Source organism: Enterococcus sp. DIV1444a (genome assembly GCF_051712125.1).
In the GTDB taxonomy this organism is placed as follows: domain Bacteria; phylum Bacillota; class Bacilli; order Lactobacillales; family Enterococcaceae; genus Enterococcus; species Enterococcus faecalis.
In genome coordinates, this window is the sequence record NZ_JBIOOG010000001.1 from 2,695,275 (window position 1) to 2,718,641 (window position 23,367).

Sequence of the window (23,367 nt, forward strand, 5' to 3'; positions counted from 1 at the left end):
CCGACCTCTCTTTTGGAAGGACGATGAATCATGCGCTTGGAGACCTACCAACACTTAGTTGATATTTTAGAAACCAGCAACACCCCGATGAGCACACAAGAAATTGCCACAAAAATTCAATTAAGCCGCTCGGTAACCAGCTTATACTTAAATAAATTATTGGAAAAAGGTGAAGTCCAACAAACGGGAAAAAAACCCGTTTATTGGCAATTAACCCGTGCAACAACCCCCACGACCGATGTGTTTCGACAATACATCGGTAGCCAAGGCAGCGCCAAAAAAGCCATCGAACAATGCAAAGCCGCTATGTTGTATCCCCCATTGGGTATGCCTTTATTAATCCATGGAGCCAGTGGCGTCGGCAAAAGCTTTTTGGCAAAACTGATTTATGAGTATCTGAAAAATGAACAAATCATTGGCCTGGAAAAATTCTACACCTTTAACTGTGCCGATTATGCCAACAATCCCGAATTACTGTCATCCATTCTCTTCGGCCATACCAAAGGCGCATTTACTGGGGCTGAATCAGAAAAGCAAGGACTCTTAGCCCAAGCTAATAATTCCGTACTCTTTTTAGATGAAGTACATCGATTATCCAATGAAAACCAAGAAAAACTCTTTCAGTTTATGGATACAGGAACCTTCCGCCCCATTGGTGAAGAAGGAAAAATGGTGCATTCCAAGGTTCGGCTACTATTTGCGACCACCGAAAACCCGAAAAAAGTCTTATTACCAACCTTTTATCGCCGAATTTCCGTAATCGTCTCACTTCCGAACTTCAAAGAGCGCCCCATTCGAGAACGGATTGCGATTTTGAAAAACTTATTCCACCGAGAAGCGAAACGAATGACCAAAGACATCAACGTGGACGAAGAAATCTTTACGGCATTATTAGAAAATGACGAACCTGGCAACGTGGGGAGTTTATCCAACAAAGTGCAGCTCCTTTGCGCGTCGCAATTACGAAAAACTTTGCCCAATCAACCCGTCGTCATTGGCGATGCGACTCAACCAATGATTGCGATTCCTTTAGACAAAGAAGTGTTAGAAGAAGACACACTTTCTTCCGATATTTTCGCAACATTTGAAGCCTTATTTACAAAAGAAAAAACACTGGCCCACTTAAAAACTGAACTGACACAATTCATTAAATATTGTTTAGACGATGAAATAACCTTAGAAAATGATTACTTTTTACAAAACCTAGTCACGGAAGTCCAAACCAAAAACAAACTAATTATTAACCAACCTGAACAAACTGAAAAACCGATGAAAGATGTTGCCAAATTGCTGAAAATTTTACCGCCAACATTTAACGAAACAGTGCTCCTTCCAGTCCAAACACAGTTAAAAGAACACTATCCGCGAACGGTTTCCCTCGTGAAAAACTTAGTCAGTCCGCTGCCAGAAGAATACCGTTTCTTGACAGAGGTACTCTTATCTGTATTACTCAGCGGGGAAATTTCTGAAACGATTCCTTACCAAGCGCTCCTCGTAGCGCATGGTGAATCGACTGCCACAAGTATTCAAGCCGTTGCCAACAAATTATGTGGTACCTATATTTTCGATGCGATTAACATGCCCTTAACCTCCTCCGTCCGAGATATCGTCGCCGAAGTTAAAGACTGGCTTTCTCAGCGGGACACATCACAAGGCGTCATTATGCTCGTCGATATGGGTTCTCTGACACAACTTTATAAAAGCTTGAAACCACAAATTCTTGGAGAACTCTTGGTGATCAATAACCTGACCACTGCCTATGCGTTGGAAATTGGTCATCAATTAATGAACGAACAACTTTTCTATGGTATTGCTAAAACCGCTGAAAAAAAATTTAAAACCGATGTACAGTACTTTGAAGGCTTTTCAGTGGAAAAAAATATCATTGTCTCTAGTATTTCAGGTCTGGATATTGCCAAGCAAATCAAACAAATCTGTCAAAAATACCTGTATACTGACATTAAAGTCATTACCCTAAAATACAAAGATTTGGTGAACACATTAGACATTGCCAACGCCGAAGAAAATTATTTAAAAGAAACCTCGCTCATTTTGACGACGTCCTACTTAGACAACCATACAAATGTTGCTAGCGTGAATCTCTTAGACATGTTAGACGAAGATGCAGGAACCCAGTTGATGGAACCTTTCCAAAACTTGATGCATCCCAATAACATTGATAACATGATTAACGAATTTGTTCACTTCTTCTCGAAAGAGGGCTTGTCAGAAAAACTAGAATTTCTAAATCCTGACGTCATCATTAAACAAGTCGAAAACGTTACAAAAAACATTGAAAAACGCTTCGACCTCACACTCAGCGGCAAAATGAAATTTAACTTAATGATGCACAACGCGCTCATGGTAGAACGGACAATGCTCGGCGTTGAAGACTATGAAATCCCTGCTAACCTAGAGGAACTAACCATTAACCAAAAACCATTTTTCCAAAATGCTAAAAACATTTTCTATACCCTAGAACAGTTTTATCGAATAGAAATTTCCAACTGGGAACTCTATGTGATTTATGAAATTTTGTCTTCTCGGTGAGAGGGGATGGGGAGAGTCTCTTTTGTTCAGATGATTATCTTAAAATATAGCTAATGGGCCTTAAGTCATTTCGACTTACGGCCCACTTTTTTTAGTTTGTATTAAAACACTTCCTATCAACAGAAAATGTTTCAATAAATATTTCGTTTAGGCAGCGCCATTTCCTGTAGTGTAAACGAACAGGACAGTGAACAGGATGGACACGCCAACCATTATTAATTTTTTCGTTTTGTTGGGGTCCTCTTGAAGTAGCCATTTAATCAACAGACTGCCCCTAATCCGTTGACTTGCCTTCTCTTTTTCAGTCGCTGACTTTGTATAACGCCAACCATAAAAGTGCCAACGCAGTAAATTGGCGTACCAAGCTCGATAGTTTTTAGAAAGAAAACCACCACAGATAAACAACGCTCCTAATAAAATATCCAAATACAACCAAACAATAAATGTTAACGGAATATCGATTAATGAATAATTCTTCACTTCAATCACTTGATCTTTCAAACCAAATTGATGAATAATCCGTTCTTGGTATTCAGAATCCGTCTCCGCTTCTTCTTTTCCCCCAACAACTTTTATGACTGACTCGACGCCCATACCTTTTATAAAAGCTTGCTTGGAATGACAATACTTACATTCCACCACTTGATCAGCGGTATCGTACCATCTAAACGCATTCGCCCCACAACTTTGACAAACCACACTACTCATTTTCTGCCTCCGATATTTGTTATTTTTTATGGTTATGTTTCATTGCTTAATGATACCATTTTTTGGATTGGGTTGGGTTGGGTTGGGTTGGGTTAGAGAGATTGATAAAAAAGACACTTTCTCATTGCGAGAAAGTGTCTTGAAACATTGTAATTGATTCGTAAGCGAACATGTTCGTAGCGACTCCAAATAATTAACGTTTTGAGAACAGAACTTACTATTGATTAAGAATTTCAATCCATAAAAATCCTTTTATATAAATGCCTTGGGAGTTTATAATATGGATTGAAATGGATAAAATCGGATGTTTATTGATAGCATTTGAACCATAGATGCTAGTTGAATACAAATTTACTATATCCAATCAATTTCAATAATTATATTGGCAGTATCTATAAAATAGACATTGTTTAGTATATCGTCAATTTCTTTTAGTAATCACGATCTGCCGTATCTACATGACTAAGTTCAGTGTTTATTAATGATTGAGTAATTTTTATTACCTCTATGCCTTCAATCGCTCGGTCCTTATTATAAAATTCAACATTATTTAAAAAAATATTGATTTGATCTTGAGTGTATGCTTTTCCTAAAATTTGCTTCTCAGAAAAAAGTATATCAAACCTTTTTTTAGCTCTTCAACTGCTAATTCATATTCAGAAATTTGAGGAATATTCTTAATTTTATAAGAAAAAGCACCTTTTTTCTCATTGATTATTTTATTGATCTCTACTATTTTAGAAAGAATAGTGCCAAAAACATCATTGGCATACTCATCTAATTCTTTTTGTACTTTATCCTGCACAAATCTGTTTAATTTATCATAATTTGAGAATTGACGAAAATTTTTTTCAATAACAAGATTTTTCAAATTATTTATCTCAATTAGTTCTTCATTAATACTTATTTGTTCCATGTAAATATTGATTTTCTTAAAGTCTCCAATTACATTATAAATGGTCTTATCCAGCTTTAAAAAAACTCAATGAAAGAAATAAATGGAATGTAAATATTTTCTTTTTGATTTTCTAAAGCTTCAGAAAAATGAATAACTTTGAAAAACATACAGCAAGTAGTTAGTATCTATGACGAATAAGGTTTTCGTATCAATATCTCCATTAAATTTAAACTTATAATTAAGTTTTGAAAATAGTTCATCATAGGCTTCTTCTCACAGTAATACATAATTTTTTCAACTTACCTGATTTTACTTATTACTTTCACATAAAACACATAAATATGAATAAAGTAAATTTATCACATCAAACTCAGATATTAGTCGCTCTTTGGTGATTAGCCTTTGTGCACCATGAGTCGTCAAATTTAAAAATCGAAGTATGCTATTATAACGACCACTATTAACTAACTCTTTGTAAATAGTGGCTACTCCTGCCTGTTCTCGCTGATCTGGTATCAAATTTAAAAACTTATCCTTTATATATTCTGGTTTACTGATTGTTTTATAATTAATTGATAGATCCTTACTTTTACTTTTCCCCAATTGATCAACAATATCATTAATTATCAATTCAACAAAAGTTCTAACTGATGATACAAATACTAAGTTGTATTCGCTATCATAATAAATCCTATTTAGCTCATTTTTAAAAGTTATAATGTCTTGCTCCACGTACTCTGATGTTTTAACCAAGCTATTTATAATAGAAGGTTGATATTTTGTAGATGGATTCTGAACTGCAGACTTCACTTCTCCATGAAATTCAAAGTCACGTTTCTTTTCTGTTATTTTATCTTTTACTGAAAATTTAAAGATAACTTTTCCTGAAACACTAAATGTCACTTTTCCCTCTTTAAGTACCCTATTTCTTTCCGGAAGAACTTGTACATTAAATGGTCTCACTTTAGTACCACCTTCACAATCAGATAATGTAAATATTTCATCGAAATTATAAAGAGTGCCTAAATCAAATGTATTTACTAATTGATTCGCCATAGGATCTGGCTTTTCTAATATAGTTAAATAGCAGATATCTCCATTGTCATATTTTATTTCCCATAATCCTTCGATATCTGTATTTATTTCCTCATAGACTACATCATTATGTTTGTATTCTACTATCTTTTTGCCATCCAAAGTCAAATCAATTTTATTCCCAATAAAAATACTTTTTCTATATTCTATAGATTCTGGTTGATTATCAGGATTATTATTATCTTCATTTGCATGGTGCTCATTCTTTAAGTTATCAATAATTGGAAGTAATATATCCTCAATTTTTTGCCGTTTATTAAACTCACGCGAAATTGAAGAATTTTCTTCTTCAACAATTTTATTTACTTCATCAATTACGCCACTAATAATTTCCATCTTATCTTTAGTGAAAGTATCCAAGTTGTTATTATCAATACTTAAAGCACTTTTTACTGCTAAATTACTAAAAAGCCTCTGAATATTTGTATATGCTATTCTATCTCGAATATCTTTTCTAAAATATTCATAATATTTATCACTAATAATTTTTGATATTTTCATTCCTTTTTGAGGAGATGTTCTATATACAAAATTATCTTTCTCTTTAGAATTCCACGCTTTTACGCCACGTCCTTTGTCCTCACCTGAATGTAACCTCTGCATTATAAAAAAGGCATCTTCTTCATCTGTTACTAAACAAGTAATCTTATCTAAAGGAATTTTCGGCGGTCCTTCGGTTTTCATTTTTTTTATCCTATCAATTTGATTCTTAGTTAGAAATCTAAATTTTTCTGGATATTGAATCAATTTTACACAAGCTATTCGTCTATTTCCTTCATAAACTATATATCTACCACTATCTTCTTGTTCAACGACTGTAATTAGACTAGCATTTACAAAACCATTCACATATATATCTTGAGCTAAGTTAAACATATATTGAAATCCCACTTCGTCAAAAAGTTTAACCAATGTATCTTCTTCGGCCAAACCGACCTCATGTCTAGGATTTTCAAAATAATTATCAATTCTCTTTATCGAAATATTTTTTATTCCCATTTTACTCCTCCAAAAGCTGTAAATATTTTTTTTCTTCAACCCTCTTTACTTTTTTTGAAAAAAAGAGATACTCAGCTCCTCTTTTTTTATCTTGTAAAGTATACGATAATGTAAAACTAATTTTATCTATTTTATGATACATAATTGCAATTTCAGGTGCTAAATCATACGTAACTATCCATTTTTTATTTTGTAACTCACCAACTATTTTAGAAGAAAGAGTTCGATGATCACCTGTGCTATAGAAATTAGTATATAATCCTTTTCCCTTGTTGAAATATGGTGGATCAAAAAAAGTAAATGCCTTTTTTTCTTTTTTTATGACATCATCAATAAAATCCATTGCTTCCATATTGTACACTTCTATTTTATCCTTATTGCAAGATATCTTTAAAATTTTATCAATTAGTGTATTTTTATTGAATCTACAATCAATTAGATAATTACCGTTTTGATTGTAACCTCCAATAGGGCCTGCTTTATCTATAATCCCTGACCTATTAGTTCTATTAAGAAAAAGTGTAGAAAAACCTACGTCTAAGATTGAATAATCATATATATTTTCCCTTATCTTTTTTTGCTTATACCACTCATCAATTGTAATATCAGTAGATTCTATTTTTTTTATCAATTCCTCAGTGTACTCAATAACACTTTTCCAAAAACAATAAATACTATAATCATAATCATTGATAATAATTTTTTTTACATCTTTTTTTAGTAATAGCTCCAAAGCAAGTCCTGCACCTCCACAAAATGGTTCAATATAGGTATCTATCTTATTGTTTAAAACCAATTCTTTGGTGTATTTATACATTTTATGTTTTCCGCCTGGGTATCTTAATGGGGAAGGATTCATTCAAATACCTCCTATAGTAAATTTTCCATTCTCTTTAAATAGTCTCGATAAATAATAATATGGATCAACTTGTTATCAGCTATATCATACCATATATACTATTTTTCTTTAATCAAAATCCTGGAAATATAAAACAATAATCACTGTTTTTTTTCTTTGCAATCTTCCATATTCTCTAATGCAAACTCACACGCTTGAATTACAAAACTGGAAAAAGTTGTATCATTTTCTGTAATGACTTCCTCAATTTTTTCTATTAATGGTACAGGAAATCTGATTGTTTTATTTTCGGTTTCTTTTCGGTTAGGCTTAAGTTTAAAATTTGTCATTTGCAATGCCTCCAGTCACTGTTAATTGTATTTCGTTTTGCACAAAAAAGAAACATTGCTATTTGCATTACATATTGAATTGCAAAAAAACTTGTACACTTGATACAATAAATTGTAACTAAAAAATAAAGGGTGGTAAACATGAAAAAAAGCTTAGTTTAGTTATAGTTATTGCATATACATTGTTAATTAGTTGTACTCAAAACATCAATGAAGAAATGTAAAAATAAATACACATCAACAACTAAGAAACAATTCATATTAAGTGAATTTTTAAAATCTAATGAAAATTTCCAAATTTGGTTTTATGTAAATGAGGTTATTCAAGATTTCAGGAAAGATACATCTGTTAGCGAAATTTATGCATTTAAAAAGTTGCTAAATATGATGGCGATCTTTACTCAAATTTAGGATGATTAGCACAACTAATGATAAATAATTTCTATCGTCTATAGATGACAAGTAAGTAGATTATGATAATACCTTTGTATCAAAACGCTTAAGTCATATTAATGTCCAAACAACACAAAACTACTATCTTGAATTAATGCCAAAAAAAAGCACCAGCAAAATGCTGATGCTTTAAACTTATTAAATTCTTTATCGAGTTGATTTGAACCAACTTGAACCAAAAATCTCTTGTAAACGTTGATACAATAACGATTAACGTTTTGAAAACTGTGAAGCTTTACGAGCTTTTTTAAGACCTGGTTTTTTACGTTCAACCATACGTGCGTCACGAGTAAGTAACCCAGCGCGTTTTAAAGCAGAACGGAAGTCAGGATCTACTTGTAACAATGCACGAGCGATTCCGTGACGGATAGCTCCTGATTGTCCAGCATAGCCACCACCGTTTACGTTTACGATTACATCGTAAGCGCCTTTTGTTTCAGTTACGCCAAATGGTTGGTTGATAACTTCACGCAAGTCAGCATGTGGAATATATTCTTCTACGTCTTTTTTGTTTACAGTAATTTTACCAGTACCTGGTACTAAGCGTACGCGGGCAACTGCATTTTTACGACGGCCTGTGCCGCTATATTGTACTTGTGCCAATGAATTTCCCTCCTTAAATTAAGTTCGTGATATCTAATACTTCTGGTTGCTGTGCAGCATGTGGATGCTCAGCTCCACCGTATACGTTCAATTTAGTAAATTGTTTACGTCCTAAAGTGTTTTTAGGTAGCATACCTTTTACAGAAGTTTCGATAAGACGGCGAGAGTTTTTGTCGCGTAATTCACCAGCTGTCACTGATTTTAATCCTCCAGGATACATTGAGTGACGGTAGTAAATTTTGTCTGTAGCTTTTTTACCTGTTAATTTTACTTTATCAGCGTTAATTACGATTACGAAATCTCCAGTATCCACATGTGGTGTGAATGTTGGTTTATTTTTACCACGTAGTACAGAAGCAACAACTGCTGATAGACGTCCTAAAGGAACATCTGTTGCATCTACTACGTACCATTTACGTTCTACTTCGCCAGCTTTGGCCATATATGTTGTACGCACGTTTCTTTCCTCCAATTTTGTTTTCGATGTTTGACATACACTTGAGTTTCCGGGGCTCATTGTGGGGCAAACAATACCATTTAATATTTTACCTTCAATCACTGATAAAGTCAATGTTTTTCTGCGCTTTCAGAAAATAGATTTTCACTTATTTTTTGGTGCCTTTTAAACAGAAAAAAACCGCCAACGTCAACGTCAGCGGCTTTGCGAGTCGTTTTAAATTATGCGTCAATACCAGGTGCTTTGCCAAGTTTGGCTTGTAACATCCAAATATTTTTTTCGATGTCTGTTTTGTTGGCGATGAAAATGTCTTGTGTGCAGTCGTCGCCTTCTTCACCAGAAACTTCGATTCCTTTTGCGTAAAGGTCTGCTAAGTAACGGTAGCCTGCTACTAATTTTTCCATACGTTCTGGTATAGTACGGTCCCAGTTACCAATTTCATCTTCAATTTTTGTATTTTCTGCGAATTCACGCAATGTTGAGAATGGAGAGCCGTCCAATGTGATTAAACGTTCTGAAACAACATCTAATTGCTCATTGATTTGATCCATGTATTCATCCATTTGTGGGTGAAGTGTTAAAAATTCAGGTCCACGCATATACCAATGTGTTTGATGAATTACCACGGAAAATTGGCTTAAATCTGCAACGAGTTGGTTCAAAATTTCTTTTGTTTTTTCAAATTTCATTCTTTGTCATCCTCCTAAATATTATTTCTACACTCTTAGTGTAATATGAATTGTGAAAAAAGTACACTGAAAACCTTTCTTTTTTAAAATTATTATCAAATTATAATAACTACAATTAAGAATCTAATTAATTTCCTGAAACGACTGTTCCTTCATCCTCAGCGACAACTTTTTGTTCCGCTTGAGTAAGGGTCGTATCGAGCGCCTCTGTCAACTCGTCAGTATCTTCTTTTCCTGTGACGAAAGCTAAAAAAAACTGATTCAGTCTCAGTTGCTCCGTTGCCGGTAAATACCATTGTCCTTCTACTTGCTTAACCGTTAATGGCTGTTCAACTGGCTCATGGCTGACATTGATTTGTTGGATTTCTTTTTTTAAAACGGCTAACGTGTGCTGCATATCTAGCGCTTGTGTCGCCTGTTGCGTTTGCTGAAGAAGAGCAGTGGTGGTGTCTTCAATCGCCGTCACAAAATCTAAGCCCTTAATCTGAAAAGTGATTGTCGCTTGTCCATTCAATTCTTTCGTGGCTACTAGTTGATATGAGGCTTTTTTCTTTACTTGAGCCAGTAATTCTTCGCTAAGTTTCTGGGCTTCAGTCTCGGTGACTTCAGCGTTCATTTCTTTTAAGCTATTGAAAAACTGCTTCTGGAACTGTTGACGGCTCGTCTGCAAATGCTCCGCCAAGACTTTCGGTTCACGAAAAGTTTGAGAGAATGTCGCTGTCTTTTCTTGATAAATAAAGTAATCTACCAACTGTTGCGCTGCTTTTTCGCCGGAACGAGACGGCGAACTGCAACTTGCTAATGCCCCAATGAATAACAGAAATAGTGGTAGTAGCTGTTTCTTCATTCCTCATCCTCATTTCCTCAAGTCTTCGTCTCTCTTCTAGTTAAGCAACTTCTCAGCCATTTGTCAAAGCTATTTACTATCAATTATTTTCGGAATTCTGCTAATTTTTGATAACTTTGTGCTAAAACTTGTTGGGTTTCTTGAAAAACAGGATACAGCTCTTGATAAACTAGCAATTGATCCGCTCGTGGCGTGACCGTTTCATGAATCAATACCTGTTGCGCCGCTGCTTGTAAATTTGGTAACTGCCCTAAGCCTTGCCAGCCTAGCAAAACAGCGCCTAATGCCGAAGCTTCGGTGCTATCAGTGAACGATAACGTTTCTCCCAGCACATCAGCCATGATTTGACGGAACACAGGGGAATCAGCAAAGCCGCCTGTCGCCCGAATCTCCTGAACGGGTCCACCGAGTTGTTTCAAATCCTCTAAAATAGTTTTTAAATTGAAACAGATTCCTTCCACCACCGCTCGAGCTAAATGTCCGGCGTGGTGATTTTTGCGCAAGCCAATAAAACTTGCGCTCGCCTCTGCATTCCACAGCGGTGCTCGTTCACCTAGCAAATAAGGATGAAACAGTAAGCCATTTGCTCCGGCTGGCACGGTGGCAATTTTGGCCATAATTGGGTCATAGAGATTGGTCCCGTCTTGGATAGCTTGCTGACGTTCTTCTGCAAAAATCGTTTGGCTCGCCCAATCTAACGCAACTGCACCATTACTACTTGCGCCACCAATCACCCAATGCTGTTCATCTAGAGCAAAACAAAACGTTTCACCATGTGGATGTAAAAAAGGTTCTTCGACAATATACCGAAGTGCACCACTCGTACCAACGGTCAAAGTTGCTACACCCGTTCCTAGCGCTCCCAAACCTAAATTAGACAACGGGCCATCCGCGCCACCAAGAACTAAAACCGTTTCTTCTTCAACACCAAGCATCTCTTGCCAAGAAGGCGCTAACGCTGGAAAAATGAACGTTGACGGGGCAACTTTTGGCAACTGTTCCTCCTCAATAGATAAATACGCTAAAATCGACGATTCCCATTGTCGCGTGTGAATATTAAATAAACCCATCCCCGAAGCACTACTATAATCTGTCCAGTATTCGCCAAAGAAACGGTAAAAAATGTAGTCCTTAATCCCAATAAACTTGGCCGCGCTCTGCGCAACGGCTGGCTGATTTTCCTGCAGCCAGCGAATCTTGTACAAAGGCGCCATTGGATGAACTGGCATGCCTGTCAATTGATAAAACAATTGGGCCGCTGGCGTTTCTTTTAACGCTGCCGCATAATCAGATGCTCGTGTGTCAGCCCAAGTAATCACTTGGGTCAATGGGCGTCCTTGCGCATCCATGGCAATTAAGCCATGCATCGCTGAAGCAAAAGAAATGAGCCCAATTGGTTGATTCTTCACTTGTTGTGTGACGGTTCGAATACAGTTCACCACAGCTTGGAACAGCGTTTCTGGGTCTTGCTCCGCCATTCCTTCAGTCTCTTGAATTAATGGATAACGCACATAGCTAGAAGCTACGACTGTGCCATTTGCTTGAAAAGCCACTGCTTTGGCTTGCGTGGTGCCAACGTCGACACCAATCGCTAATTTTTCCATTTGATTCCCTCATTTCTTGTTTCTTTTATTATTCCTAACAAAAAAAGATTTGTCTAGTCAAACGAAAAAGTTTAAAAAAAGCGTAGTTTATTTTTAAGGAGGTAACCTATGTTTTTCTTGAGTCTCTTTTTGATTGGTGCCTGTTTCGGTTCTTTTTTATGCTTGGTGGCGGAGCGCTTACCAGTAGGGCGTTCTTTGTGGTGGCCCCCTTCCCACTGCCAAGGCTGCCACCAGTCTTTACAAATCTATGAATTAATTCCAGTTGTTTCGATTTTGCTGCAGCGCTTTCGTTGTCGAAAGTGTCAGCAGCCAGTAGCTAAGAGTTATCTTTTAGCAGAACTTGTCGTGGGCGGGTTAACCGCAAGCTGTTTTTCAGCTGGCCTGACGATTGATACTTTGATTCTCTGGTGGTGGCTGACGAGCGCTTTTACATTAGCTTTGATTGATTATTGGTATTTAGTAGTCGAGCCGAAGATTCTTTATCCTAGTTTTCTTGTACTTTGCTTGCTGAAAGTGGCGGGTCAGCATTCGTTTTACTTACTGACTGGCATTTTTTGTTTTTGTTTTTTCCGAGCCGTCCTACACTATTTTCCAGAAGCCATGGGGCGAGGGGATCTTTTGTTACTGGGTTTGTGGGGCTGTTTTTTACAGGTACCTCAGTTGCTGATGCTACTATTTTTTGCCAGTAGTTATGGCCTAATCTATGGCTACAGTTGTAAACTTTTGGGATATCCAGTTGAACAGAAACTTCCCTTTGTCCCCTTTTTAAGTTTGGGCTTACTCACAATCAGTTGGTTATAGCAAATAAAAAAGCCGCAAGGAGCATGCTCCTTGCGGCTTTTTAGGGTTTATTTATTGATGTTTTTCAACGCATCTTCAGCAGCCATTTGTGCTTCAATGTCTGAAATACTATAAACGTTTTCGCTAGCTACGCCAACTTCTTTTGGTTCCATGTTACGGTAACGAGCCATACCAGTACCAGCTGGGATGATTTTACCAATGATAACATTTTCTTTCAATCCAAGTAATGGATCTTTTTTGCCACGGATAGCAGCATCTGTTAACACGCGTGTTGTTTCTTGGAAGGATGCAGCAGATAAGAAGCTGTTTGTTTCCAATGACGCTTTGGTAATACCAAGTAAGACTGGACGACTAGTAGCAGGGACGCCACCAGCAACTAATGTGTCGTAGTTACGGTCTTTAAATTCTGCGATGTCCATTAATGTTCCTGGAAGGATTTCAGTGTCACCTGGATCCATTACGCGGATTTTACGTAACATTTGACGAACCATTACTTCGATATGTTTGTCGCCGATTTCTACCCCTTGCATACGGTAAACACGTTGTACTTCACGTAATAGGTAGTTTTCAACAGATAAAACATCACGAACTTGTAATAATTGTTTTGGATCGATTGAACCTTCTGTCAACGGTGCACCACGGTGGATGATGTCGCCTTCAGCAACTTTCATACGTGCAGTGTAAGGGACAGTATAGGTACGTGTATCTGTTTTTCCTTTGATGGTTACTTCTTTTTGACGTGTGGCAGGATCTTCAGAAATATCGATAACTTCACCGGTTACTTCTGTAATCACTGCTTGCCCTTTCGGATTACGTGCTTCAAAGATTTCTTGGATACGAGGTAAACCTTGAGTGATATCGTCACCGGCAACCCCACCGGTATGGAACGTACGCATGGTTAACTGTGTACCAGGTTCCCCGATTGATTGAGCGGCGATTGTACCAACTGCTTCTCCGACTTCAACGTCAGAACCAGTTGCTAGGTTACGTCCGTAACAGTGCTTACATACACCATGTTTTGTGTTACATGTAAAGACAGAACGGATGGTTACTTTTTCAATACCAGCGTCCACGATTTCTCTTGCAAGATCTTCAGTGATTAATTGATCTGCACCAATGATGATTGCACCAGTTTCTGGATGAACAACTGATTTACGTGTATAACGACCTAATAGACGTTCGTCTAATGGTTCGATAATTTCGTTACCTTCACGAATGGCTTCGATTTCAAGACCACGGTCAGTGCCACAGTCGTCTTCACGAATGATTACGTCTTGGGCAACGTCAACTAAACGACGTGTTAAGTAACCTGAATCGGCTGTCTTCAAGGCCGTATCGGTCATCCCTTTACGAGCCCCGTGAGTTGAGATAAACATTTCTAAGACAGAAAGTCCTTCACGGAAGTTTGAGATGATTGGTAATTCCATGATTCGTCCATTCGGAGCGGCCATCAAACCACGCATACCAGCTAACTGTGTAAAGTTGGAGATGTTACCACGGGCTCCAGAGTCAGACATCATGAAGATTGGGTTACGAGCTTCCATACTTTCGATCAGTTTTTGTTGGATTTCGTCTTTGGCACCGTTCCAAACGCCGATTACACGTTCATAACGTTCGTCATCAGTAATTAAACCACGACGGAATTGTTTGGTAATTGTTTCAACTTGTTTGTGGGCAGCATCAATGATTGCTTGTTTTTCATGAAGAACCATGATATCGGCAATCCCTACCGTCATCCCAGCATACGTTGAGTGTTTGTAACCTAAGTCTTTCATGCGGTCAAGCATTTTAGAGGTTTCCGTAATGTGGAATCTCTTGAAGACTTCAGCAATGATATTTCCAAGATTTTTCTTCTTGAATGGTAAAACTAATTCTTGCTCTTTAATGTGTGCAGGAATGTCTGTACCAGCTTCTACGAAGTATTTATCTGGTGTTTGAACAGTTAAGTTATAGTCTGTTGGTTCGTTCAAGTAAGGGAACTCAACAGGCATGATTTCGTTAAAGATGATCTTACCAACTGTGGTGATTAAGATTCGTTCTTTTTGCCAATCAGTAAATGGTTTGTCACCTAAAAGTGTTGTTTGAACCCCAATCCGTGAGTGTAAATGTACGTAGCCATTTTGCCATGCTAAAACAGCTTCGTTCATGTCGCGGAAGATCATACCTTCCCCTTCACGGCCTTCTTCTTCCATTGTTAGGTAGTAGTTACCTAAGACCATATCTTGAGATGGTGTAACAACTGGTTTACCATCTTTCGGGTTCAAGATATTTTGGGCAGCAAGCATTAACATACGAGCTTCGGCTTGTGCTTCTTCGTTTAGAGGCACGTGAACCGCCATTTGGTCTCCATCGAAATCGGCATTGTAGGCTTCACATACTAATGGGTGAAGACGGATGGCACGACCTTCAACAAGAACAGGTTCGAAAGCTTGGATCCCTAATCTATGCAACGTAGGTGCCCGGTTAAGTAAAACTGGGTGTTCTTGGATAACTTCTTCTAAGATATCCCAAACTTCATCTTCGCCACGTTCGATTTTACGTTTCGCATTTTTAATGTTTGTCGCAATTTCACGTTGTACTAATTCACGCATTACAAATGGTTTGAATAATTCAATCGCCATTTCTTTTGGTAAACCACATTGGTACATTTTTAAGAACGGACCAACGACGATTACGGAACGACCAGAATAGTCAACACGTTTACCTAGTAAGTTTTGACGGAAACGACCTTGTTTCCCTTTCAACATGTGAGAAAGAGATTTCAATGGACGGTTACCTGGTCCAGTAACTGGACGGCCACGACGACCATTATCGATTAAAGCATCGACCGCTTCTTGTAACATCCGTTTTTCGTTTTGAACGATGATGCTTGGCGCATTTAAGTCTAATAAACGTTTTAGACGGTTGTTACGGTTGATCACACGGCGGTATAAGTCGTTTAAGTCACTTGTTGCAAAACGACCACCTTCCAATTGAACCATCGGACGTAAATCTGGTGGAATAACTGGGATAACATCCATTACCATCCAGCTTGGTTGGTTACCAGAAGCACGGAATGCTTCTAAGATGTCTAAACGACGGATGGCACGTGTCCGTTTTTGACCAGAAGCTGTTTTCAATTCTTCTTTTAATTGCGCAACTTCGCCATCTAAATCGACGTTATCTAATAATTGTTTCACGGCTTCGGCACCCATAGCAGCTTTGAAGGCTTGGCCATATTGTTCACGTTTTTCACGATATTCGCGTTCCGTTAACAATTGTTTTTTCTCTAAGGTTGTGTCACCTGGTTCGATGACAACGTATGAAGCAAAATAAATGACTTCTTCCAATGCACGAGGGCTCATGTCTAAAACAAGACCCATCCGAGATGGAATTCCTTTAAAGTACCAGATATGTGAAACTGGTGCGGCTAATTCAATATGTCCCATACGTTCACGACGTACTTTTGAACGAGTGACTTCAACGCCACAACGGTCACAGACAATACCTTTATAACGGATACGTTTATATTTACCACAAGCACATTCCCAGTCTTTGGTTGGACCAAAAATGCGTTCACAGAATAACCCTTCACGTTCGGGTTTTAATGTACGGTAGTTAATTGTTTCGGGTTTTTTAACTTCCCCATAAGACCAACTTCTGATCTTTTCTGGTGAAGCAAGCCCTATTTGCATACTTTCGAATTTATTTACATCGATCAAAAGGAATTCCCTCCATTTCCTTATTTAGAGAAGCTGAGTCATCAACTTGTTAGCAAATGGCAAGCATCACTTGAAAGAAGGTCTAACGACACTTGGAACAAGTAATGGCTTGCGCAGTTGCAACAAAGTCGCAGTTGAATCAACTCATCAGAGTGGTAGCGACAAATTAGTCTCTGTCTTCGGCTGTTTCAATTTCTTGAACAACGTCTTGTGCTTCTTCTTTCACGACTGATTCTGCTTCTTTTTCCAGCTGTTTCGCTGATTGTTGTTCCGCAAATTTGGTTAGTGCGTCAACAGTGATTAAATCATCATCGTCATCGTCCATATCGCGTAACTCAATCTCAGCTTCCTCAATGTCCAAGACACGCATGTCTAAACCAAGTGATTGTAATTCTTTCACTAATACGCGGAATGATTCAGGCACACCTGGTTTTGGAATTGGTTCACCTTTAACGATGGCTTCGTATGTTTTCACACGTCCGACAACGTCATCAGATTTGTAAGTTAAGATTTCTTGTAATGTGTAAGCAGCACCGTAAGCTTCCAGTGCCCAAACTTCCATTTCCCCGAAACGTTGTCCACCGAATTGAGCTTTACCACCCAACGGTTGTTGCGTAACAAGAGAGTAAGGTCCGATTGAACGAGCATGCAATTTGTCATCAACCATGTGGGCTAATTTAATCATATACATGACACCAACGGAAATACGGTTATCGAATGGTTCACCTGTACGTCCATCGTAAAGAACCGTTTTAGCATCGCTAGCCATACCAGCTTCACGAACCGTTTCCCAAACGTCTTCATCGGTTGCCCCATCGAAAACAGGTGTTGCGACGTGAATGCCTAATTGGCGAGCAGCCATACCTAAGTGTAATTCAAGTACTTGTCCGATATTCATACGAGAAGGCACCCCTAATGGGTTCAACATGATATCAACAGGTGTTCCGTCAGGTAAGAATGGCATATCTTCTTCCGGCATAATACGGGAAACAACCCCTTTATTTCCGTGACGTCCCGCCATTTTATCTCCTTCGTGAATTTTACGTTTTTGAACGATATAGACACGAACTAACATGTTGACACCTGGTGATAATTCATCGCCAGCTTCACGAGTAAAGATTTTCACATCATGAACGATACCGCCGCCACCGTGAGGTACACGGAGAGACGTATCACGAACTTCGCGGGCTTTTTCCCCGAAGATTGCGTGTAATAAACGTTCTTCTGCAGATAATTCTGTAACCCCTTTAGGTGTGACTTTCCCAACTAGTAAGTCGCCATCTTGAACTTCAGCACCAATGCGGATAATCCCCATTTCGTCTAAGTCTTTCAATGCGTCTTCCCCAACGTTTGGAATTTCACGGGTAATTTCTTCAGGTCCTAATTTTGTATCACGCGCTTCTGATTCATATTCTTCAATATGCACAGAAGTGTAGACATCGTCTTTAACTAAACGACGGCTCATGATAATGGCATCCTCGTAGTTGTAACCTTCCCATGTCATGAAGGCAACTAAGACGTTTTGCCCTAAAGCCATTTCGCCTTCTTCCATAGAAGGTCCATCCGCTAAAGTATCGCCTTTTTCAACTTTTTCACCTAAGTGAACAATTGGACGTTGGTTGTAGCTTGTTCCTGAGTTAGAACGACGGAATTTTGTAACCATATATTTGTCTAATGCGCCATTGTCGCGACGAACGCGAATTTCTTTGGCATCGACGAATTCTACGACACCGTCATGTTTACATAGTAAAGCAGCACCTGAGTCATGGGCTGATTTATATTCCATACCTGTACCTACCCACGGAGAGCGTGGTTGAATTAACGGCACCGCTTGACGCTGCATGTTGGCACCCATCAAGGCACGGTTGGAGTCATCGTTTTCTAAGAAAGGAATACATGCTGTTGCGACTGCGACTACTTGTTTTGGTGAAACGTCCATGTAGTCAACTTTGTCTACGGCAACTTCTAAGTTTTCACTTTGTAGACGCGCCATAACAACATCATTGGCAAATGTGCCATCTTCATTTAAAACTGAGTTCGCTTGCGCTACGATATAATGGTCTTCGATGTCTGCTGTTAAGTAATCTACTTGATCAGTAACACGGCCTGTCGCACGATCAACACGGCGATAAGGCGTTTCGATGAAACCAAATTTATTCACTTTCGCATAACTAGATAAGCTATTGATCAACCCGATATTTGGTCCCTCAGGCGTTTCAATCGGACACATACGACCATAGTGAGAATAGTGAACGTCACGAACTTCATAACCGGCACGGTCACGAGTCAAACCACCAGGCCCTAAGGCTGATAGACGACGTTTATGGGTTAACTCACCTAATGGGTTTGTTTGGTCCATGAACTGTGATAACTGTGAAGAACCAAAGAATTCTTTGATACTTGCTACCACTGGACGGATGTTGATTAATTGTTGTGGTGTCAATGTTTCTGTGTCTTGAATAGACATTCTTTCACGAACCACACGTTCCATACGGGCTAAGCCAATACGGAATTGGTTTTGTAATAATTCGCCCACTGAACGGATACGACGATTACCTAAGTGGTCGATGTCATCGACATTGCCGATATCTTCCATTAAGTTGAAGAAGTAGCTCATTGAAGCAACGATATCTGCTGGACGAACTGTTTTGACACTGTCGTCTGGATAGCCGTTACCAATCACATTTACGATACGTTCAGGATCTTTTGGTGAAAGAACTTGAATCACTTGGATCGTCATTGGTTCAGTTACTACCGCATCTTCGCTTGGATAGTAAGTTACGCTGTTTAAGCCGTTGTCAATGTATTCGCCTAATGTTTCCATGATTTGGTGTGTTAAAACCGTGCCTTTTTCGACAATGATTTCACCAGTTTCTGGATCAACTAGCGTTTCAGCTAAGGTTAAGTTTAATAGACGTGTTTTTAAGTCTAATTTTTTGTTAACTTTGTAGCGACCAACGTTTGCCAAATCATAACGTTTTGGATCAAAGAAACGAGCAGTTAACAAGCTACGTGAGCTATCTGCTGTTTTTGGTTCGCCCGGGCGAAGACGTTCATAAATGTCTTTCAAGCCTTCTTCTGTACGAGAATCACTTGCATTTTTGTGTAAATCTTTTTCAATTGTGTTGCGTAAGCTTTCGCTGTCGCCGAAAATTTCGAAAATGGTATCATCTGAACCGAAACCTAAAGCACGAACTAACACAGTTAAGGGAATTTTACGTGTGCGGTCAATCCGAACATAAGAAATGTCTTTCGCATCTGTTTCCATTTCTAACCATGCACCACGGTTAGGAATGACTGTTGAGCCAAAGCCTTCTTTGCCGTTTTTGTCCACTTTTCCATGGAAGTAAACACCTGGAGAACGAACTAATTGGGAAACGATAACACGTTCTGCCCCGTTGATGATGAAGGTCCCCATTTCTGTCATTAATGGGAAATCGCCGAAGAAGACTTCTTGGGATTTAATTTCACCTGTTTCACGGTTGGTTAAACGTAAGGTTACATGTAATGGCGCAGAATAGTTGGCATCATGTGCGCGAGCTTCTTCTACTGTGTACTTCGGTTCTTTTAATTCATAGTCAACAAATTCTAAGGATAAGTTTCCTTGGAAATCGTCAATTGGTAAAATGTCTTCAAACATTTCACGAAGTCCCTCATCTAAAAACCATTGATAAGAGTCTGTTTGGATTTCAATTAAATTTGGTAATTCCAATACTTCACTGATACGTGCGAAACTTCTACGTTCGCGATGCTTTCCGTATTTTACTACGTGTCCAGCCAAGCTCTTCACCCCTCTAGTTATAAGTCTATCAAAACACCGATCCGAAAAATTACATTTACGTTACATATATTAAATATATGTAACAAAAAGCATTTTTTGCAGTTTTTAAGCAAAAAAAAACCAAAAATAGAACCTGCTTCCGAAAAATTTTCTGGCGTTTCTACTTTTGTTTTCCTATAAAAAACCGGAACGGACAATATTTCGCTCCTGCTTCGTCACTTTCAGATAGTTTTTGCTCTATAGAGTCTACTACCTTTGTCTAGAAAAGTCAAGGGTTTCTTTAAGGTTTTCTTTTTCATAAAAAGGAGTTTTTTTGTAAAGGGTTTCTAGCAGCTATAAGCTGATTTTTCTGGACTTGACCATCAAAATTAAAATAAGCAACTTTTTAATATTTTAGCTATCAAAAAAAGTTAGGGTTTAGTAAACTTATTATTAATAGGAGGTGAGAAAATGAACTTAGTAATTGAAACGATTACAAAAAAGTTTGAAGAAAAGGTTATTTTCGATGGGGCTAGTTTTCAATTTCAAAAAGGGAAGATTTATGGACTACTCGGCCGGAACGGCGCAGGTAAGACAACTTTATTTAACTGTATTTCTCGAAATCTTTCACTCGACAGTGGTCAAATTTATTTGGAAGAGGACGGCAGACAGAATCTAAACTACGATAATACCGAAATTGGGTTTGTTTATACAACGCCCCATTTACCAGCGTTTATGACGGCTTATGAGTTTGTTCGTTTCTTCATAGACATTAACCGTGAAAAAATCAATGACTTACAGCTGCCAGAAGAGTACTTACTAACTATTGGGATTGCTAGTGAAGATCACCATCGTTTGTTAAAAGATTTTTCACACGGTATGCAAAATAAGGTCCAAATGTTGGTTTCTTTGATGGTCCAGCCGCCCGTATTATTATTGGACGAACCGTTAACATCCTTTGATGTAGTAGCAGCTCACGAAATGAAGGAACTGATAATTCGTATGAAATCTAACTCAGTGATTATTTTTTCAACACATATTCTCCAATTAGCACAGGATTTATGTGACGAAGTCGTATTGTTGCATCATGGAAAATTACAGGCCCTGCCAGCTAATCGCATTCATGAACCTGATTTTGAGCAGGAAGTTGTACAGTTATTGTTGGACAAGGAGGCATTAAGCGATGAACCAATTCGTTAGTTTCTTCAAAGAAGATTGGCAATTTTTCAATTACAAATTAATTAAAACGCTGAACGGGTTCCTCTACTTTTTGCGAAAACTACCTGGCATAAAAAAATGGATTAGCGAACGGGTTTACTCTGCCTATGATTTGAAAAATGTTTTAGGCATTTTCCTAACCGTTCTGAAAGTTTCCACTTCTTTTTTTATGAAGATTGTCATTTTTGTAGCAGTCGCCCTGCTTCAGATATTCCTAATGAATTTTTTTAAAGGAAGTCAGTCTGCCAATCTTTTTTCTCAAATTAATCAACCGATGTTGGCGCAAAGTGCGTTTCTGTGGTTTGTCTTCGTCGTCCTCATTTTAGGCTTTTACAATCATTTTTCAGCGACTCTTAATAAAACCGCCATTGATTTTTATACAGAATTTGGCTTATCACGTCATCGATTTATCTTAGGTCAAAAATTTATTGCGCTTTTTAAAAATACGTGCTTTTATTTTTTGGCTGGCTTACTGTACAGCTTAATAGCTGGCAATTTGTCCCTAACCCTAATTCTTCCACTTTCCTATTTAGCCGGTAACTTTTGGTTATTTATTTTCTGTCGATGGCTCTATATGTTCAATCACAGCAAAGCTACTCGCCGTTGGATTGGCGGAATTGCTACCGGGTTATTTTTAATGCTCCTCTTTAGTTTATACTATTTTGGCCTCATGGCTCCTTTGACCAAACTCTACACCAGTTGGCTTTCCTTACCCATCTGGTTAGTTTTAGCTTTCTGGGGCATGAAAGCTGCGTGGACCTACCCTAAACAGACGGCATTTATTGACAAAATAATTATACAATCGTTATCCTTTTACGATGCGCTCACAACTAAAAAACCTGAGCAAGACCAGTATATTGGTCAAGGTCTCAAAATGCAAAAACAGCTACAAGTGAACAAGGATCAACAAGTGGATAAGTTAGTTGGTACGGAATATTTAAACGCCCTGTTGTTTAGCCGTTACCGTCAAGTGTTTAATAAAAAAATTCGCTATTTGTCCATCGGCTTTACTTTGCTGGTTATCAGTCTTATCGGTCTGCGACTAGCGAACATTCGTGGGTACATCAGTGAAACTGAAACAATCCAACTTTTACCATTACTATTTATATTAATGTATTTTCTTTCTTTTGGTAAACAAGTCGTGCAAATGTTGTTTGTCAATTGTGATTCTTCCATGCTCTATTATCCTTTTTATCGAGAACAAAGAACTATTTTAAGTGGCTTCGTCTATCGATTAAGGCAAATATTTAAATATAACAGTTTGGTTGTTTTGGGAATTTTTCTATTATTCCTCTTGTTACAAATACTGAATGATTTTTATTTAAGTTGGCAATTTTTTGGTACCTTATTGTTATTATTAGTAGCCCTAAGCTTTCTCTTTTCTTTTCACGAGTTGTTTATTTACTATCTACTTCAACCTTTTACGGTGGATATGACCGTAAAAAACCCGCTATATAAAGTCATCACGTGGATTTTTTACTTTTTTGCTTATATGAATACGTACGTTAAATTTACAGGTTTTTTCTATGTCATTTGCGTATCCATTCTTAGCATTTTATATGTCGCTATCGGGTTGCTAATCATCTACCATAAAGCCCCGAAAACTTTTAAAATAAAAGAATAGGATTCTTTTATTAGTGATTTCCCTACAAAAACTATTGAAAAAAGAGCCTGAGACAAAAATTACTTTGAATTTTTGTTCCAAGCTCAAAAACTGATAAACGGCGGGAACAGAACCAACTCCTTCGGAAATAAGCCGAAATTCCCCAAAAATTAAAGAGCAATTTTCGGAAATT

At 37.9% G+C, this 23,367-nt stretch carries 16 protein-coding genes and 1 pseudogene; 5 read left to right on the forward strand and 12 right to left on the reverse strand.

The window, feature by feature from the left end; translation table 11 throughout:
- Window positions 1–30: 30 nt before the first annotated feature.
- Entirely contained in the window at window positions 31–2,550 is a 2,520-nt protein-coding gene (locus IGI87_RS12990; protein WP_438737306.1) for a sigma 54-interacting transcriptional regulator, read from the forward strand.
- Window positions 2,551–2,697: 147 nt separating this feature from the next.
- Here IGI87_RS12990 and IGI87_RS12995 read toward each other — a convergent pair whose 3' ends face one another.
- From IGI87_RS12995 to IGI87_RS13015, 5 genes are all read right to left on the reverse strand, one after another.
- Window positions 2,698–3,258: a hypothetical protein gene (locus IGI87_RS12995; RefSeq protein ID WP_438737308.1), complete on the reverse strand. Its 561-nt coding sequence runs from the start codon at window positions 3,256–3,258 to the stop codon at window positions 2,698–2,700.
- A 589-nt stretch (window positions 3,259–3,847) separates the two neighbouring features.
- Window positions 3,848–4,174, reverse strand: coding sequence for a hypothetical protein (locus IGI87_RS13000; protein WP_438737310.1), 327 nt, complete (start codon window positions 4,172–4,174; stop codon window positions 3,848–3,850).
- A gap of 291 nt (window positions 4,175–4,465) precedes the next feature.
- Window positions 4,466–6,250: a hypothetical protein gene (locus IGI87_RS13005; protein WP_438737312.1), complete on the reverse strand. Its 1,785-nt coding sequence runs from the start codon at window positions 6,248–6,250 to the stop codon at window positions 4,466–4,468.
- 1 nt (window position 6,251) lies between these two features.
- Entirely contained in the window at window positions 6,252–7,109 is an 858-nt protein-coding gene (locus IGI87_RS13010; RefSeq protein ID WP_438737315.1) for a DNA adenine methylase, read from the reverse strand.
- Window positions 7,110–7,249: 140 nt separating this feature from the next.
- Window positions 7,250–7,438 carry a YlcI/YnfO family protein gene (locus IGI87_RS13015; protein ID WP_438737317.1) on the reverse strand — a complete coding sequence of 63 codons (189 nt, stop codon included), beginning with the start codon at window positions 7,436–7,438 and terminating at the stop codon, window positions 7,250–7,252.
- Window positions 7,439–7,907: 469 nt separating this feature from the next.
- Here IGI87_RS13015 and IGI87_RS13020 point away from each other — a divergent pair.
- Window positions 7,908–8,050, forward strand: a pseudogene (locus IGI87_RS13020) (site-specific integrase); the annotation flags it as partial.
- Window positions 8,051–8,101: 51 nt separating this feature from the next.
- Here IGI87_RS13020 and rpsI read toward each other — a convergent pair.
- The 5 genes from rpsI to IGI87_RS13045 all read right to left on the reverse strand — a co-directional run bounded on the left by rpsI (window position 8,102) and on the right by IGI87_RS13045 (window position 12,091).
- Window positions 8,102–8,494 (reverse strand): 30S ribosomal protein S9, encoded by a 393-nt coding sequence (rpsI, locus tag IGI87_RS13025; RefSeq protein WP_002354786.1) that lies wholly within the window; start codon window positions 8,492–8,494, stop codon window positions 8,102–8,104.
- 13 nt (window positions 8,495–8,507) lie between these two features.
- Window positions 8,508–8,936 carry a 50S ribosomal protein L13 gene (gene rplM, locus IGI87_RS13030; protein WP_048670019.1) on the reverse strand — a complete coding sequence of 143 codons (429 nt, stop codon included), beginning with the start codon at window positions 8,934–8,936 and terminating at the stop codon, window positions 8,508–8,510.
- Between the two features lie 236 nt (window positions 8,937–9,172).
- Window positions 9,173–9,640, reverse strand: coding sequence for a Dps family protein (locus tag IGI87_RS13035; RefSeq protein ID WP_002354782.1), 468 nt, complete (start codon window positions 9,638–9,640; stop codon window positions 9,173–9,175).
- 127 nt (window positions 9,641–9,767) lie between these two features.
- Window positions 9,768–10,487: a DUF5105 domain-containing protein gene (locus IGI87_RS13040; RefSeq protein WP_438737319.1), complete on the reverse strand. Its 720-nt coding sequence runs from the start codon at window positions 10,485–10,487 to the stop codon at window positions 9,768–9,770.
- Between the two features lie 83 nt (window positions 10,488–10,570).
- On the reverse strand, window positions 10,571–12,091 hold the full coding sequence (locus IGI87_RS13045; protein WP_438737321.1) for a gluconokinase: 1,521 nt from the start codon (window positions 12,089–12,091) through the stop codon (window positions 10,571–10,573).
- 108 nt (window positions 12,092–12,199) lie between these two features.
- Here IGI87_RS13045 and IGI87_RS13050 point away from each other — a divergent pair, with 108 nt between their 5' ends.
- Window positions 12,200–12,892: a prepilin peptidase gene (locus tag IGI87_RS13050; protein WP_317095770.1), complete on the forward strand. Its 693-nt coding sequence runs from the start codon at window positions 12,200–12,202 to the stop codon at window positions 12,890–12,892.
- A gap of 47 nt (window positions 12,893–12,939) precedes the next feature.
- Here the strand turns inward: IGI87_RS13050 and rpoC are convergent, their stop codons facing one another.
- Both rpoC and rpoB read right to left on the reverse strand, forming a co-directional pair.
- Window positions 12,940–16,593 carry a DNA-directed RNA polymerase subunit beta' gene (rpoC, locus tag IGI87_RS13055; RefSeq protein WP_104854374.1) on the reverse strand — a complete coding sequence of 1,218 codons (3,654 nt, stop codon included), beginning with the start codon at window positions 16,591–16,593 and terminating at the stop codon, window positions 12,940–12,942.
- A 166-nt stretch (window positions 16,594–16,759) separates the two neighbouring features.
- On the reverse strand, window positions 16,760–20,374 hold the full coding sequence (gene rpoB / locus IGI87_RS13060; protein WP_010712913.1) for a DNA-directed RNA polymerase subunit beta: 3,615 nt from the start codon (window positions 20,372–20,374) through the stop codon (window positions 16,760–16,762).
- 450 nt (window positions 20,375–20,824) lie between these two features.
- On the opposite strand from rpoB, the gene IGI87_RS13065 reads away from it, so the two are divergent.
- Entirely contained in the window at window positions 20,825–21,553 is a 729-nt protein-coding gene (locus IGI87_RS13065; protein WP_104854372.1) for an ABC transporter ATP-binding protein, read from the forward strand.
- Window positions 21,537–23,195, forward strand: a complete 1,659-nt coding sequence (locus IGI87_RS13070) for a hypothetical protein (protein WP_438737323.1) — start codon at window positions 21,537–21,539, stop codon at window positions 23,193–23,195. Before IGI87_RS13065 ends, IGI87_RS13070 begins: the two co-directional genes overlap by 17 nt.
- Window positions 23,196–23,367: the final 172 nt, after the last annotated feature.